This is a genomic window from Streptomyces sp. NRRL B-3229, assembly GCF_000719505.1.
GTDB lineage: Bacteria > Actinomycetota > Actinomycetes > Streptomycetales > Streptomycetaceae > Streptomyces > Streptomyces griseorubiginosus.
The window spans coordinates 217,372-233,245 of record NZ_JOGP01000001.1; the positions used below are offsets into that span (position 1 = coordinate 217,372).

Below are 15,874 nucleotides of genomic sequence, written 5' to 3' on the forward strand. Positions count from 1 at the left end.
TCCTCCTCGTGCCGGACTCCTGGTGCCGGAGTCCTCGTTCCGGACCGTTGCCGGGACTCGTCGTACCGGACTGTGGCCGGGACTCCTGGTTCCGGGCTGTTGCCGGGCGGCTCTCTGCCATCGTGTAATCCGTGATGCGGGTCTCACTACCCCCGAACGGGGGTGTGTGCCGCGGCGGAGGGACGAACAGGTGACAGTGGACGCGGCCGGTGCGGTGGAGATCCGGCGTGCACTTGTGCGGCTGCGGCGCACGACGGGCCTTCCGGTCGCCTTCGGGGGCCTGGTGGAGGCCGGCCGGCCGCGGATGCGGATCAGCGAACTGAGCGGCACGGCCACCACCTCGCTGCTGGCGCTCGCGGTGACCTCGGGCAACGGCCTGGGCGGCAAGACCGTGGCGCTGGCCCGACCGTGCGCCGTGGCCGACTACTCCGTGTCCCGGCAGATCAGCCACGAGTACGACGCCGCGGTCGCCGCCGAGGGCCTGCGCTCGGTGCTCGCCGTGCCGGTGGTGGTACGGCGCCGGGTGCGGGGCGTGCTCTACGGCGCCCTGCGCGACGCCCGGCCGCTGGGCGACCGGACGATGGCGGCGGCGGTGGACGCGGCGCGGGACGTCGAGCAGGCGCTGGTCGTCGCCGACGAGGCGCGGGACGTGCTGGCGGCGGCGCGGGCCGAGCCGCCGCCGGGCGACAGCTCCGGCTGGGAGCAGGTACGGGAGGCGCACGCGGCGCTGCGGGCGCTGGCCCCGCGGATCACCGACCCGGCGCTCAGGACCGAGCTGCTGGACGCGTGTGCCCTGCTGACCCCGGCGCCCGCGTCCCCTGCGGGGGTCGCGCTGGCCCCGCGTGAGCTGGACGTGCTGGCGTGTGTGGCGGCCGGTGCGACGAACGCCGTGGCGGCGGCGCGGCTGGGGGTGAGTGCCGAGACGGTCAAGGCGTACCTGCGATCGGCCATGCGGAAGCTGGGCGCCGGCACCCGGGGCGAGGCGGTCGCGGCCGCGCGCCGGGCGGGGCTGCTCCCGTAACATTCGTAGACATCTCATTCAGGTGCGGGCGCTTTGAATTTCTTGATACGTAACCGGTTGTTATCTCCCTCACCGCATCTTCCCGCCGAATTCCGCAGCACCTTGCCTAATATTGGCCAGGACACGCCACAGGGAGGGAGCGCTGACCGTGCCAAGCGACTTCCAGGAGCCCGCGAGATGCCGCCCCGACCTGGTGATCGGACGGGACGACCTGTTCGTCCAGGCCCGTGACCGGCTGACCCGGGGCGGCAGCGTGCTGCTGCACGGCCCGGCCGGTATCGGGAAGTCGACCGTCCTGCGGGCCCTGGCCACGGAATGCGGTTCCACGGCCCGCACCGTGCTGCGCTGCTCGGCCACCGAGTCGGAGTCCCACCTGCCCTTCCTGGCCCTGGCCGACCTCTTCGGCCTGGTCCTGGACGACATCTCCGACAAACTGCCCGCCGCCCAGCGCACCGCCCTGGAGTCGGCGCTGACCGGCCGCGGCGAGTCCACCCTCCAGCGCGACGGTCTCGCCCTGCGCCTCGCGGTGCTGTCGGCGCTGCGCGCCCTCGCCGCCGAGGGACCCGTCCTGATCGTCGCCGACGACATGCAGTGGCTGGATCCCGCCAGTCTGGAGCTGCTCGGTTTCGCCGCCCGCCGGCTCGGCGACATCCCGGTCCGGATGCTCTGCGCGGTCCGGACCGACGGTCCCGAGTACGACCACCATCTACGCGTGTTGCCCCCGGACAGCCTCGCCGTCCGCTTCAACCCGCTCACCCGCGCCCAGACCGCCGCGCTGCTCGACCACCGCGGCTACACCGGCCTCCAGCGCTCCACCGTCCGGGACATCCACCGCACCAGCGGCGGCAACCCGTTCTACGCCCTGGAGCTCGGCCGCGCGCTCACCGAGAGCCCGGTCCCGCCCCGCCCCGGCGACCCGCTGCCGGTGCCCACCTCGTTGCGGGCCCTGGTGCTGAGCCGCCTGGAGATGCTGTCCGAGGAGGCCCGCCGCACCCTCCTGGTGGCGAGCGCGGGCGCCCGCCCCACCCCGGCCCTGCTGCACGCGGCGGGCCGCGGGGACGCCGAGGCCGAGATGGCCCAGGCGGCCGCGCTGGGCCTGCTCGCCACGGAGGCCGAGGGTCCCGCCGTACGGTTCGCGCATCCGCTGATCTCGGCCGCCCTGTACGCGGAGGCGCCCGCGCAGGAACGGCGGGAGGCGCACCGCGCGCTGTCCACGGCCGCCTCCGACCCGATCGAGCGCGCCCGCCACCTGGCCCTCGCCACCCACGGCACCGACCCGGAGGTGGCCGCCCGGCTCGCCGAGGCCGCTGCCCTGGCCCGGGACCGGGGCGCCCCGTCGATGGCCGCCTCGCTCGGACTGCTGTCGGCCCGCCACACCCCGGCCGACAGCGTGCCCGCCCCGGACGTACGGCGGCTCACCGCGGCCGAGGACGCGATCACCGCGGGCGAGCTGGACCTCGCCCGGGACATCGCCCGGGACGTGCTGACCCGGGCCACCGTGCCCGCGGACCGGGTGCGCGCCTGGATCATCGTGATCGACACCGCGGGCCACGCCATGACCGAGGTCGACGCGGTCTTCCCGCAGGCGCTGGCCGACGCGGGCGACGACCCCGGGCTGCTCGCCCTGATCCGCTACCAGCTGGCCTGGCGCGCCCTGCTCGTCGAGGGCGACTTCGACGAGGCACGCGCGGAGGCCGCCCGCTCGGCGGCGCTGGCCGAGCGGGCCGGCGACCGGTACAACGAGCTGATGGGTCTGTCCCTCCAGGCCCAGCTGGAGACCCTCATGGGCCACCCGGACGCCCCCGCGACCATCAAGCGCGCCCTCAAGGAGCCCCAGGACCCGCGGGTCTCCTGCCACCACAACGGCGCCGGGTACTCCCGCTTCCGCTGGCTGATCATGGGCGACCAGCTGCCCGAGGCCCGCGCCACGGTCACCGCCCTGCTGCGCGAGGTCCGCCGCCGCGGCTCGGTCGAGAGCGAGGTGCACTTCCTGCGCGGGGTGGCCGAGACCGAACTGCGCTCCGGACACTGCGGGCGGGCGCTCGACCTGGCCCGCGAGAGCCTGATGATGGCCCGCGACACCGGGATCGGCGAGGTGGCCTCGGCCGTGCTCGCCTCCCTCGCGGAGGCCTCGGGCGGCAGTGTCGAGCGGGCCCTGGAACTTGCCCGGGAGGCGGTCGATCACTCCGAGGAGAACGGCGACCAGATGTACGAGTCCCGGGGCCTGGCCGCGCTCGGGTACGCCCAGCTCGTCGCCGGGGACGCGGAGGGCGCGGTCCGCTCGCTGCGCCGGGTGCGCGAGCTGGAGCACGGCCTCGGCATCACCGACCCGGCGCGCGGCCGGTGGCAGGGCGACCTGGCCGAGGCCCTCGTACGGATCGGGGAGATCGGGGAGGCGCAGGACGTCATCGACGGAACCCGGGTGAACGCGCTGCGGCTCGGCCGGGAGAGCGTGCTCGCCGTACTGGACCGGGCCGAGGCGCTGGTGCGGGCGGCGCGTGGTGAACACGACGCCGCGCTCGACCGGTTGACGTCGGTTCAGGACCGGCTCGCCAAGCTGGGCTACGGCCTGGAGGAGGCCCGCGCCGCGTTCGCGCTGGCCCAGTTGCGCACCCGGCAGCCCGGTCCCACGTCGTACGACGAGGCGGCCCGGCTCTTCCGGCGCTGCCGTGCGCTGCCCTGGCTGCGGCAGGTGGAGACGGCAGCGCTGACCCGGCCGGTGGAGCCGGCCGCTCCGTTGACGACCGCGCAGGACGGGCTGGACAGCCTCGAAGGGCTCGCCTCGATGGAGCGTCAGGTGGCGGCGCTGGTCATGGAGGGCGCCACCAACCGGGAGATAGCCGCGCGGCTGTTCATCAGTGTGAAGACGGTCGAGGCGACCCTCACCCGCGTCTACCGCAAGCTCGGGATCCGCTCCCGCGTGGACATCGTCCGCCTGGCGGCGGGACGAAGGTCGTAACCGAACGCCCCTGCGTACGGCTCCACTCAGGGCCGACCGAGGGTTTTCCCTGCCCAACTCCCTTAGGGGCTTCCCTCATTGGGAAGGGGAACTCCCGCGTTCTAGCTTATGAACGTGCCGCTCGCCCGGGCATACGGGGGTCGGTCCCGCGACCCCCGTGTACCACCCCCACACCCGCGCGACCCCCACCGGCAACCCTGAGGAGACTCACTGATGTTCGGTCTCACCCGTGCGAAGAAGGCCGGCGCCGTCGGCCTGGCGACGGCCGCTGCCGCCGCCACCGCGTTGCTCAGCGCCCCCACCGCTGTCGCCGCTCCCCAGCCCATCGTCGGCGGTACGACGACGACCACGACCGCCTACCCGTTCATGATGCAGATCACGGACGCCTCGCAGAACCAGTTCTGCGGCGGCACCCTGGTCTCCGCGACCAAGGTCGTCACCGCGGCCCACTGCATGGTCGGCGAAACCACCAGCAGCGTCAGAGTCGTCGGCGGCCGCACCTACCTCAACGGCACCAACGGCACAGTGAGCCGGGTCAGCAAGATCTGGATCAACCCGAGCTACACGGACGCCACCAACGGCGACGACGTGGCCGTGCTGACCCTGTCGACGTCGATGCCGTACACGAAGGCGTCGTACGTCTCCTCCTCCCAGACGAGCGTGTACGCGGCCGGCACCACGGCCCGCATCCTCGGCTGGGGCACCACCTCGTCGAACGGCAGCTCCTCCAACCAGCTGCGGACCGCGACCGTCCCGATCGTGTCCGACACCAGCTGCAAGAGCTCCTACGGTTCGGACTTCGTCCAGTCCGACATGGTTTGCGCCGGATACACCTCCGGCGGCACAGACACCTGCCAGGGCGACAGCGGCGGTCCCCTGCTCATCGGGGGCGTCCTGGCAGGGATCACTTCTTGGGGAGAGGGCTGCGCGCAGGCCGGCTACCCGGGTGTCTACACCCGGCTGACGACCTTCTCCAGCCTGGTGACCGCACAGGTCAACTCGTAGTCCCCAAGGGTTTCCTGAGGGTCCCTCAGGTATGAAACCGGGGGCGTTGCGGGCCTCCACGAGCGGCCCGCAGCGCCCCCTGTCCATGTGCTGGCTCAGCACGGGCAGGGGGCACGGCTCTGGAGGCGGACGGCGGTCGCCTGTTTCAATGACCGCCATGGTGTCCACGGACCGTGTCCTCGCCTTCGCCGCGATGTCCCTGCTGGTGATCGTCATCCCGGGGCCCAGCGTGCTGTTCGTGATCGGCCGCGCCCTGGCGCACGGCCGCCGGACCGCGGTGGCGACGGCCCTGGGCAACGTGCTCGGTTCCTACCTGCTCGTCGTGGCCGTGGCGATCGGGATCGGCTCGCTGGTGGAACGGTCGGCGGCCGTCTACCTGACGGTGAAACTGGCGGGCGCCGCGTATCTGGTCCTCCTCGGTGTCCAGGCCTTCCGGCACCGGGGCGAACTGAGGGCCTCGGCGATCACCGCCGAACCCGCGGGCCCGGCACGGGGCGACCTGCGGACCGTGCTCGACGGCGCCCTGGTCGGCGTCACCAACCCGAAGGGCGTCGTCTTCTTCGCCGCCGTGCTCCCCCAGTTCGTGAACCACACGGCAGGCCACGTCCCCGCCCAGATGCTGCTGCTCGGCCTGGTCCCCATCACCATCGGCCTGGTCACGGACACCCTGTGGGGCCTGACCGCGTCCGCCGCCCGCACCTGGTTCGCCCGCTCCGACCGCCGCCTGTCCCTGATCGGCGGGGCGGGCGGCTTCACGATGATCGGGCTGGGGCTGACGGTGGCGGTGACGGGGCGGGCGGACTGAGGCGTCGGTTTCACGTCGCCCGCTGCTCTACGACGGTCCCGAACCGGATGTCGTACGACGTCCCCGGGTACAGCGTGGCGAGCATGCGCTGTCCCTCCTCGGTGACCTCCTTCCGCTGGGCCTTGGTGAGCCTGCCGAAGGGCTCGACGACGAGGGTGTCCCCGTGGAGCTTCCACACGCCCGCGAGGAAGCCGTCGACGAGGAGGGTGCAGTAGGCCTGGTTGCCCTGCCAGCTGCGGCCCCAGTACTCCTTGGGCACCACGCGGGTGCGGTCGGCGTGGGAGAGCAGCAGGTTGTCGAACTCCGGCAGGAAGCGCGGCCGGGCCGGGGTGTCCTCGGCGGGACGGGGCGCGTCGGGGAGGTCGAAGAGCTCGGCACCGTGTTCGTCACGGAAGACGCGCAGCTCGGGGCGGAGCCGTTCGAAGGCCTCGCGGAGCCGGGTGAGTCCGGCCCAGGTCTGCATGTCCTTGACGGAGGCGGGACCGAAGGCGGCGAGGTAGCGCAGGACGGTGGCGTCGGGGGTGGGGCGGGTGGGGTCGGTGGGGCGGTGTTCCGCCGACGGCGCAGGGTCGGCGGGAGGCGTGGAGCCGGCGGGTTCCGTGGGGCGCGTGGAGCCGGCGGGTTCCGTGGGCCGCGTGGAGCCGGCGGGTTCCGTGGGCCGCGTGGAGCCGGCGGGTTCCGTGGGCCGCGTGGAGCCGACAGGTTCCGCGGGGCGGCCGAGCCAGTGTTCCGCGGTGGTGAGGGCCACCTGGCCGCTCCGGCCCCACAGCCCGCGCGGGGTGACCTGGACGAGCGGGAGCTTGCAGCGGGCGGCGACGGCCAGGGCCTGCGGGTCTGCGTCCGGCCACTCGACGAGGAGGGCCTCCCGCAGCTCCTTCATGGTGCGTGGTTCGCTCTCGACGAGGTCCCGGGCGAGCGCGGCGAGCCGGTCGAGGTCGACGCCCTGGAGTCCCTTGCGGAAGTGGGTGAGTTCACGGTTCCGGGCGGGCTGGACCAGCGGCCGCAGGGTGAGGCAGTCCTCGGCGGTGTGGGTGTGGATGGTCGAGCGCATGGTGACGATCCGGACCACCTCGCGATCGGCCATCAGCGCCGACAGCTCCTCGGGGGCGAACCCGTCGAGGCGGGCGGCGAGCGCGTAGTACGGGGGCTTGACGTTCTGGGCCTGGAGGCCGAGCAGATGCCCGACGGCGGCCTTCGCCGACATGCCGGACCGGCGCAGCAGGAGCTGCCGGTCGAGGGTCGCGCGGTTCAGGGCGCGAGTGCCGAGCACGGGGGCCGACGCGGTCGTCTTCGTCATGAGAAGCACGCTAGCGGCGCTTGCGGACAGTTTCTGTCCGCAACTCAGGGCGTGGTGCAGGGGTGGGCCTCCTGGAATGTCATTTGCCCCGTATACCCTGCTCTGTGATCACGCCGACATCGGCTCGACCCGAGAGCGAGAGGCACACGATGTCCGAGCGACGCCCCCGCCCCGCAGGGAAGAACTCCGCCAGGAAGTCCGCCTGGCGCCGCGCCCTGACCCCGCCCTCCGCGCCCTCGAGGACTCCGGCGCCCGAGGCGGAACCGACCACCCACGAACCGGCCGAACCGGCGAGCATCGTCCAGGCGGCGCTGTACCGCGACGGCGTACGCGTGTCGTCCCCGGCGACGCTCGCAGACACCTTCCGGGAGCTGCGCGACCAGCCCTCCGGCATGGCGTGGATCGGCCTGGCCCGTCCCCCGGAGAGCGAACTCCTCTCGCTGGCGGAGGAGTTCGACCTGCATCCGCTGTCCGTCGAGGACGCGATGGAGGCCCATCAGCGCCCGAAGCTGGAGCGCTACGGCGAGACGCTCTTCGTCGTCCTGCGGGCGGCCCGCTATCTGGACGCACCGGAGGAGGTCGACTTCGGCGAGCTGCACGTGTTCGTGGGCCCGGACTTCGTGATCACGGTCCGGCACGGCGCGGCGCCCGACCTGTCGGCGGTACGCCACCGCATGGAGCAGACCCCGGAGTTGCTGAGGCTGGGCCCCGAGGCCGTCCTCTACGCCATCCTGGACGCTGTGGTCGACGGCTACGTCCCGGTCGTCTCGGGCGTCCAGAACGACATCGACGAGATCGAGACGGAGGTCTTCCGGGGCGACCCGGAGGTGTCCCGCCGTATCTACGAACTCTCGCGCGAGATGGTGGAGTTCCAGCGCGCGACCCGCCCCCTGGTGGGCATGCTGCACGCCCTGATGGCGGGCTTCGCGAAGTACGGCACGGACGAGGAACTCCAGCGCTACCTGCGCGACGTGGCCGACCACGTCACCCACACCAGCGAACGGGTGGACGGCTTCCGCCAGGCCCTCACGGACATCCTCACGGTCAACGCGACCCTGGTCACGCAGCAACAGAACGCGGAGATGAGGGCGTTGGCGGAGGCGGGCTTCGAACAGAACGAGGAGATCAAGAAGATCTCGTCGTGGGCGGCGATCCTCTTCGCGCCGACGCTCGTGGGAACCATCTACGGGATGAACTTCGACCACATGCCGGAGCTGAGCTGGAGCTTCGGCTACCCCTTCGCCATCGGCTTGATGGGGGTGGTCTGCGTCAGTCTGTACGTGATTTTCAAGCGACGGGACTGGCTCTGAGTCCCTCTTGCCGAGTTCAGCTCAGCCGGGTTTTCTGCGCGTTGACCGGTCGCCGCGTGACGGGCCGGTATGCAGTTCGCGAGTCGGTCAGCCCGCATCGACTCGGAGGTCGATCACCGGTCCGACCAGGGCAAGAGCCTGATCGACGACCTCGTCCAGGCTTTCGCTGCCGTCGCTGTCCACCCAGCGGCGCAGGGCGGCTTGGAAGGCCGTCAGGGCGACGCCGGCCGCGACGGCAGGACGCAGGTCGACGTCCGGGTCCAGTCCGGCGCGCAGGGCGAGGATGCCGGTCATCTCGACCTGCCACTGGGACTGCCGCTCCAGGAAACGGGCCAGAAGGGCCGGGGTGTCGAGGATCAGCCTGCTCACGCGCAGCATCTTGGCCGGATTGCCGACACTCATCGAGGTGAACACCGACAGGGCGCGGCGCAACGCCACCGCGGGCGGCTCGTCGGCGGGCCGGGCGTCCAGCTCTGCGCACAGCCTCACGCCGGCTCCCGCCAGCATGTGCACGATCACGTCTTCCTTGGAATCGAAGTAGCGCGAGAACGTGCGGCGTGACATTCCCACGGCGGCCACGATCTGGTCGACCGTCGTCTCTTCGAATCCCTGGTCGGCCAGCAGCTTGACCGCGGCCTCCGCCAGTTCGCTGCGCACGAGCAGGCGCTTGCGCTCCGCCATGGTGGCCGCCGGGGCCGTCTTCGCATCTCCCACGACACCGATGCTAGCCCGAGCCAGAGAGGTCACACCGAGACTTGGTTGATTCACTGTGCCATCAACGGCAGTCTGGGTCTCATGGCAGACAGCAGATGGACCGCATCCCGCATCCCCGACCTGACGGGCCGGACCTTCGTCGTCACCGGAGCCAACAGCGGCCTCGGCCTGGCCACCACCCGCCACCTGGCGCGGCACGGTGCACACGTCGTCATGGCCGTACGCAACGAGGCCAAGGGCCGCCGGGCCGTCGCCGACATCCGCGCCGCCGACCCCGACGCAAGCCTTGAGATACGCCATCTCGACCTCGCCGACCTGGACTCGGTCAAGGCGTTCGCCGCCCGCGCGCACGACGACGCACTGCACGTCGACGTCCTGATCAACAACGCGGGTGTCATGACGCCACCCCGAACGCTGAGCCCCCAGGGCCACGAGTCACAGTTCGCCGGCAACCACCTCGGCCACTTCGCCCTCACCGGCCTGCTCATGGACCTGCTGCGGCAGGGCCGTGACCCGCGAGTGGTGACCGTCAGCTCCATCGGGCATCACGGCGGGCAGATCCACTTCGACGACCTCTCCGGCGCCCGGAAGTACCAGCGAGTGAAGTACTACGACCAGTCGAAGTTCGCCAACGTCCTCTTCGGCCTGGAACTCGACCGCAGGCTCCGCGCGGCCGGCAGCCCGGTCCGCAGCCTGCTCGCCCACCCCGGGATCACAGCCACCAACCTCCAGCTCACCGGCCCGACCGGCCTGTTCCGGGTGGGAGGCGCCCTCGTCAACCGGCTGTTCGCCCAGGACGTCGAGATCGGCACGCTTCCCCAGCTGCGCGCCGCGACGGCACCGGACGTCGAAGGCGGGCAGTTCTTCGGCCCCGACGGATGGAAGGAGTTGCGCGGACATCCCACGGTTGTCCGCCCCGACCCCGCGGCGGAGGACCCTGACACCGCACGCCGCCTGTGGGTGCTGTCCGAGGAGCTGACCGGGGTGGCCTTCGCACCCGCCCCTTCGGCATGACCCAAGGCCGTCTTCGGTCCGCATACAGCTGCCGCGTCTCGGCCGCACGGCTCCGAACGGTGATGAGACTCCTTGAAATCGGCAGAGCTGCTTCTCAGCCACTTGTTCCGGTTTGCTTGAGGGCCGTCGGCCGTCAGGTCGGTGGCCCCTGGCCCTGGTTACGTGCTGGGCCGGCGTTGCGGACGGCATCCGGGCACTTGGCCGGCGCGCCGACTCCGATCCGACGGCTGGAGCGGTAAGGCCCAGTCGTTCCAGACGCGTCGCGGCGAAGCCGCCGTGCTCACGGGGAGGTGGTCCGGGGCACCGGTGACGGGCTCCTCGGCTGTCTCGGCCAGGGTCCTGCACTTGGCGGGGCTGATCGGCGCCGCCGTGCTCGCCGCCGTTGCTGTGGCGCTGTTCTGTGTTGTTCCGCTCCTCAAGCACCATCGCGGCCGCGTGCAGGCCGCGCGTGCCGTGGTGGCATCGGGCGGGCTTGCTCGACGCTCCGAACAGCGGCCAATGCGCGTCGTCATGACATTCCGAGGAGAAGTAGTCCACAGGACGCGCCGGGCAGCGTATGGAAACCGGCAGCCGGCTCGCCCACCTCGGGAGCGCCCCGGCGGGACCTGCACTGGCCGCGCGGCACGGACGTAGGCGCGGATCGCCCGCACCCTCGGCAGACCCACGCCGCCGCAGGCGAAAGGCGTCGGATTCGGCACCGACGCTGCTGATCGCCGATGCCCCGCGCTTCTCCCCCGGCACCCCGGCGGCCGCGCATGTCAGCACCCGGCGCGAACTCGGCGAGAACGGCAATGAGGCTTCTCAGCACTGCGGAGCGAGGTCGGACGGGTCGACCGGGGCACTGGCGGGCGGCGGAGCAGCCGCCTCGACGCTCCCACGGACGTTGAATGGCCTCGAAGGCCACACCGGTGCGGACGGACCTGGTCGCGACGATCAGCCGCCCGCCACGCCCTCGGCCCGGCCCCCGGTTCGCAGGCCTGTCCTGGGCAACGAAGCGGCGGGCGGCCCGTGTTGCGGTGCCGCCCGCCCGTCTCGGGGGTCGCGCCCGGTGACCGGGGCGCCCGGTCAGTCGTGCGGGACCACCGCCACCGGCGCGGTGCCGTGGTGCAGCAGGGCCTGTGTCACGGGCCCGATGTGCGTGCCGACCGCCGCCCGTCGGATCCTGCGGCCCACGACCACCAGTGCCGCGTCATGGGAAGCCTCGACCAGGTGGGGGCCCGCGCCGCCGACCGTGATCTGCGTGCTCACCGCCACGCCGGGGAACTTCTCCTGCCACGGCCGCAGCACCTCGGCGAGCTCGTTTCGCACGCGCCCGCCGAGGTCGGCGTCCAGTTCGGGCATGAGGTCGCCGCCGTAGAGGTAGGGCGGCAGCGTCCAGCCGTGGACGACGCGCAGACGTGCCGCGTGCCGCGACGCCGCGTGGAACGCGAAGTCGATCACCGTGTCGTCGGGCTTGTCCAGGTCGAGGCCGAGAACGACATCGCTGCGCACATGGTTTGCGGCGGGGCGGGTGCCTGCCGGGTCGTCCGCCGGCCGGTTCTGCTCGCCGGGCCCGGTGGGCCGTACGACGACCACCGGCCGCTCGCTCCCGGCCAGGACGGCGAGAGAGACGGAGCCGAGCAGGAATCCGGTGACCCGGCTCAGACCTCGCGACCCCAGGACCAGCAGTTCGGATTCCTCCGCGGCCGTCAACAGGGCCTGCACAGGAAGCCCGGGGACGTCTTCCACATCGATCCGCAGACCGGGGTGCCGGCCCGCGATGTGGGCCCGCGCCTCGTCCAGGAGGCGTTGCGCGGCCGCGTGCTGCAAATCCCGCGGCGGCGTCGGCACGCCGAGTCCGGTCGCCGGCGCGTAGGCGGGGGCCTGCCACTCGGAGGCGTTCACCAGCCGCAGGGGCAGGTCGCGCAGGACTGCTTCACGGGCGGCCCAGTCCGCGGCGGCCAGGCTCTCCGGTGAGCCGTCCAGTCCGGCGGTGAGGGTGCGGGTCATGGAAACCTCCTTCAGGTTCTTCGAGTCTTCGCTCCGTGCGGCCGGACCGGCAGGGACCACTGGTCCCTGTCCCGCGGCCGACGGTCCCCTCCCGTTCCGCCATGTCCTTGCCCGCTACCCGAAGGCGAGCTCAGGTCGTACGAGAGTCCCGGACGTCCCGTGGACGATGGCGTACGCGGCATCGAGGGCCCCGATCGCGGCCAGGGCACCGGTTCGCTCGACGAACCCGGCGGCAGCCTCGGCCTTCGGCTTCATCGAGCCTTCGGGCAGGGCCCGGTCCCGCAACTGCGCGGGGGTCACGTCGAAAACGGGCTGCTGGCGAGCCGTGCCGAAATCCGTGAACACGTTGGGGACGTCGGTGAGGATCAGCAGGAAGTCCGCCTTCAGCTCCTCGGCCAGAAGGGCGGCCGTGAGGTCCTTGTCGACGACGGCTTCGACACCGGTCAGCTCGCCGGTGTCGCGGTCGGCCATGACCGGTACGCCTCCCCCGCCGCCGCAGATGACCAATGCGCCGCTGCTGAGCAGCGTGTGGACGGTGTCGGTCTCGACGATGGCCTCGGGAGCCGGGGACGGGACCACGCGGCGCCATCCTGTGGTGTCCTTGGCGATGTGCCAGCCGCGTGTGCGGGCGAGTCCGTGTGCGACGTTCCTCGGGTAGACCTGGCCCACGAACTTGGTGGGCTGTTCGAAGGCCCGGTCGTCCGCACGGACCACGGTGTGGGTGATGAGCGCTGCGACCTGCCGGCCGGGCAGGGCACTGCGCAGCGCCCTGGCGAGCAGCGACCCGATCATGCCCTGGGTCTGCGCGCCGAGGACGTCCAGGGGGTAGGGGGCGCTGAGGACGGGGTCGGTGGCGCTCTCCACGGCGAGCAGCCCGATCTGTGGACCGTTGCCGTGGGTGATGACGAGCTCGTTGTCGTGGGCCAGTGCGGCCAGGGCGGTGACGGCCCGGTCGATGTTGGCCTGCTGCACTGCTGCGTCGGGGCGTTCACCGCGATGCAGCAGGGCGTTGCCGCCGAGAGCAACGACGATGCGCATGGTTCAGTCCTCCAGAGTGGCGACGAGTACGGCCTTGATGGTGTGCGGGCGGTTCTCGGCCTGGTCGAAGACGAGGGAGGCGGGCGAGGAGAAGACCTCGTCGGTGACTTCGAGTCCGTCCAGGCCGTCGGTGTCGGACAGTTGCCGTGCCAGACGGGTGCTGCGGTCGTGCAGGGACGGCAGGCAGTGCATGAACCTGGTGTCCGGGTTGCCGGTGGCACCGATCGTCTTGGCGTCGACCCGGTAGGGCAGCAGGAGTTCGGCGCGGTCCCGCCAGGTGTCCGCAGGCTCGCCCATGGACACCCACACGTCTGTGTGGAGGAAGTCCGCCTGGTGGACGGCCTCCTCTACGTCCTCGGCAAGGGTGATGCGGGCCCCGCTGCCGAGGGCGAGCGACCGGCAGGCCGCGACCAGGCCGGGCTCGGGCCACAGTGCTCTGGGGGCGGCGATCCGTACGTCCATGCCGAGCAGGGCCCCATCGACAGCAGTGAGTTGCCCATGTTGTTGCGGGCGTCTCCGAACCGTTCGTGCACTCAACCGGCAGAAGCGCCCGCGTCCGCCGGTCGGCCCGGGCCCGGCGAGGTGTGCGGCATGCGGGGTCCGGGCAGTGGAGGTGCCCCGTCCACCTGACGGCGGTGCATGGTCTCCAGAGCCTCCTTCAGCACGTGCGGCTCGTGGTGCCCCCTGTAGACCTCAGGCGGCCGCCGGTCGAGGCCGAGCAGTTCGGCGACCGCCGTCCACGCGGTGCGCACGGAGTACTCGACGGTGAACACCACGTCGTCCGGCACTTCGGCGAACTGCCCGACGAACGCGAGGTTCACCGACCCCCGAGGCACCACGCGGGGCCGGTCACCGTGCCGGCGGACCAGGAACTGGCTGGTGATGTAGGGCATCAGACACGGTACGACGGTCGAGCCCGCCAGGACCCGTTGCGTCAGGTCGTCGGCGAACCTCAGGTGGTGCAGCACCTCTTCGAGGATCTCTCGTCCCGAGCACTCGGTCATCGGCTTGCCCGTGTGGTTGCCGGGCCGGTCCGGGAAGAGCCCGTAGCCCCACCACACCGACACGCCCTCGGGCTGGTCGCGGTAGACGGGCTGCCGGTTGACCACGATCGTGAGCAGCCAGTTGGAGGCGGTGAAGGTCATCAGCCCGCCCCTGCCCGTCTCGCGCCCGCTGAACTTCTCCATGGCGTCGAGGAACGCCGGGTCCTGGGCGGTGACGGTGAACGACTCCCACCTGGATTCCGGGATGTTCTTGTCGAAGACGCCGGGGTTGCCGAAGTCGTCCCTGCCCCGGGCCAGACGGTGCCACAGCAGCCAGGCATCCGAGCGGCGCGCGCTGCGCGGATCGGGTGCCTCGGTGTGGGAGCCGAGGCAGGAGGCGTCCGTCATCGAGCCGTTGGTGACCAGGACGAGGTCCTCAGGGGTGACCTGGACCTCGTCGTCGTGTCCGTCTCGGGCCAGCAGGATCCGTTCGACCCTCGTATGCGTTCCCGGCGCCAGCACGAGGTCCCGTACCCGACAGCCGGTGTGGATGGTCACGCCCCGCGCGGCCAGCCATGCCCGCAGCGGGCGGACGAGGGAGTCGTACTGGTTGTAGCGGGTGCGTTGGATGCCCGACATGGTGGCGAACTCGGGGAACAGGTGGATGAACCGCTTGAGGTAGCGGCGGAACTCGATCGCGCTGTGCCAGGGCTGGAAGGCGAAGGTGGTGCACCACATGTACCAGAAGTTGGTGGTGAAGAAGTGGCTCGTGAAGCAGTCGGTGATGCGCTTGCCGTCCAGCCGTCCCTCGGGGGTGGCCAGGCATCGCATCAGGTCCAGCCGGTCGTGTTCGGAGAAGCCCATGGAGGTCACGTCGACGATCTGCCCATCGCCGTCGACGAGGCGTGAGTTGTCGTTCCAGGCGAAGGTCTCGTGTCCGGCGAGGATCTCCTGCGTGACCGACACCGACGGATCGTCGAGAGAGGGGATGGTGGACATCAGGTCGTAGGTGCAGCGGAACTCCGCCTCGAACATCCGGCCGCCGCGCATGGTGTAGCCGTTCTCCGGCGTGCCGCCCGCGTCCAGACTGCCACCGATCCGCTCCGTCTCCTCGAAGAGGTGGATGTCCGCCCCGTCGAAGCCGCCGTCGCGGATCAGAAAAGCCGCCGCGGCCAGCGCCGCTATGCCGCTGCCCACCAGATATGCCTTGGCCATCACTGCTCCTCGTTCTCGGTGCTCACCCGCCCGTCGCACGGGACCCGGGGTGCCCACGCTGTCTCGCGGGGCCCGGGCGGCGGCAGGGGCCGTTGGGCACCGGGCACGGTCCGGTCGGCCCCACGGCGCGGCACGGTCGGGTGCTTACCGGGCCACGTCCCCGCACGTGAAGGCGTCTTCCATGGGGCGGGCCTTGTCGGGTCGGCCCCGCACGTCCCCCTGCCGACCCCCGTCCCCCTGCCGACCCCCGTCCGCTTGCCGACCCCCGTCCCCCTGCCGACCCCCGTCCGCTTGCCGACCCCCGTCCCCGAAGGCGCTCGGCCGGAACGATCATCGAAGAGCACGACCACATCCCAGGCTTCCGCGAGCATGACGTGTGGATCGACAGCGGCAAGTGTCTCGTGGAGTGGCGCTTCGTTGACGGCAGGAGTGTTCGAGGCTGGGGCCTGGAACCCGTAGCCGTGAGCACGGCCTGACAGGCAAGCAGCAGTCCGCACGCCGCACCGAGCCACAACGGCACGAAG

11 protein-coding genes and 1 pseudogene are annotated in these 15,874 nt (G+C 71.6%); 6 read left to right on the top strand and 6 right to left on the bottom strand.

Annotated elements, in window-relative coordinates:
* The first annotated feature begins 190 nt into the window (after nucleotides 1-190).
* The 4 genes from IF54_RS0100995 to IF54_RS0101010 all read left to right on the top strand — a co-directional run bounded on the left by IF54_RS0100995 (nucleotide 191) and on the right by IF54_RS0101010 (nucleotide 5,790).
* The gene (locus tag IF54_RS0100995) at nucleotides 191-1,021 is read left to right on the top strand and encodes a helix-turn-helix transcriptional regulator (protein WP_030313413.1); all 831 of its coding nucleotides are present in this window, start codon (nucleotides 191-193) and stop codon (nucleotides 1,019-1,021) included.
* 142 nt (nucleotides 1,022-1,163) lie between these two features.
* Nucleotides 1,164-3,980, top strand: coding sequence for a helix-turn-helix transcriptional regulator (locus IF54_RS0101000; RefSeq protein WP_030313414.1), 2,817 nt, complete (start codon nucleotides 1,164-1,166; stop codon nucleotides 3,978-3,980).
* A 213-nt stretch (nucleotides 3,981-4,193) separates the two neighbouring features.
* Nucleotides 4,194-4,985: a S1 family peptidase gene (locus IF54_RS0101005; protein ID WP_030313416.1), complete on the top strand. Its 792-nt coding sequence runs from the start codon at nucleotides 4,194-4,196 to the stop codon at nucleotides 4,983-4,985.
* Between the two features lie 157 nt (nucleotides 4,986-5,142).
* The gene (locus IF54_RS0101010) at nucleotides 5,143-5,790 is read left to right on the top strand and encodes a LysE family translocator (protein WP_030313418.1); all 648 of its coding nucleotides are present in this window, start codon (nucleotides 5,143-5,145) and stop codon (nucleotides 5,788-5,790) included.
* Between the two features lie 10 nt (nucleotides 5,791-5,800).
* On the opposite strand, the gene IF54_RS40830 is transcribed toward IF54_RS0101010, so the two are convergent.
* Nucleotides 5,801-7,087, bottom strand: a complete 1,287-nt coding sequence (locus IF54_RS40830; RefSeq protein WP_037819132.1) for a winged helix DNA-binding domain-containing protein — start codon at nucleotides 7,085-7,087, stop codon at nucleotides 5,801-5,803.
* A gap of 149 nt (nucleotides 7,088-7,236) precedes the next feature.
* Here IF54_RS40830 and IF54_RS0101025 point away from each other — a divergent pair, with 149 nt between their 5' ends.
* Nucleotides 7,237-8,397, top strand: a complete 1,161-nt coding sequence (locus tag IF54_RS0101025) for a magnesium and cobalt transport protein CorA (RefSeq protein ID WP_030313419.1) — start codon at nucleotides 7,237-7,239, stop codon at nucleotides 8,395-8,397.
* A gap of 87 nt (nucleotides 8,398-8,484) precedes the next feature.
* Here the strand turns inward: IF54_RS0101025 and IF54_RS0101030 are convergent, their stop codons facing one another.
* The gene (locus tag IF54_RS0101030) at nucleotides 8,485-9,078 is read right to left on the bottom strand and encodes a TetR family transcriptional regulator (RefSeq protein ID WP_030313421.1); all 594 of its coding nucleotides are present in this window, start codon (nucleotides 9,076-9,078) and stop codon (nucleotides 8,485-8,487) included.
* Nucleotides 9,079-9,192: 114 nt separating this feature from the next.
* Here IF54_RS0101030 and IF54_RS0101035 point away from each other — a divergent pair, with 114 nt between their 5' ends.
* Entirely contained in the window at nucleotides 9,193-10,125 is a 933-nt protein-coding gene (locus tag IF54_RS0101035; protein ID WP_030313423.1) for an oxidoreductase, read from the top strand.
* Between the two features lie 1,065 nt (nucleotides 10,126-11,190).
* Here IF54_RS0101035 and IF54_RS0101040 read toward each other — a convergent pair.
* The 4 genes and pseudogenes from IF54_RS0101040 to IF54_RS0101055 form a co-directional block, all read right to left on the bottom strand.
* A complete protein-coding gene (locus IF54_RS0101040; RefSeq protein WP_030313425.1) occupies nucleotides 11,191-12,114 on the bottom strand; it encodes a universal stress protein in 924 nt (307 codons plus the stop codon).
* 114 nt (nucleotides 12,115-12,228) lie between these two features.
* On the bottom strand, nucleotides 12,229-13,152 hold the full coding sequence (locus IF54_RS0101045; RefSeq protein ID WP_030313427.1) for a carbamate kinase: 924 nt from the start codon (nucleotides 13,150-13,152) through the stop codon (nucleotides 12,229-12,231).
* A gap of 3 nt (nucleotides 13,153-13,155) precedes the next feature.
* A pseudogene (locus IF54_RS42895) lies at nucleotides 13,156-13,670 on the bottom strand (ornithine carbamoyltransferase subunit F); the annotation flags it as partial.
* Between the two features lie 15 nt (nucleotides 13,671-13,685).
* Nucleotides 13,686-15,353, bottom strand: coding sequence for an oleate hydratase (locus IF54_RS0101055; RefSeq protein WP_267884939.1), 1,668 nt, complete (start codon nucleotides 15,351-15,353; stop codon nucleotides 13,686-13,688).
* Nucleotides 15,354-15,874: the final 521 nt, after the last annotated feature.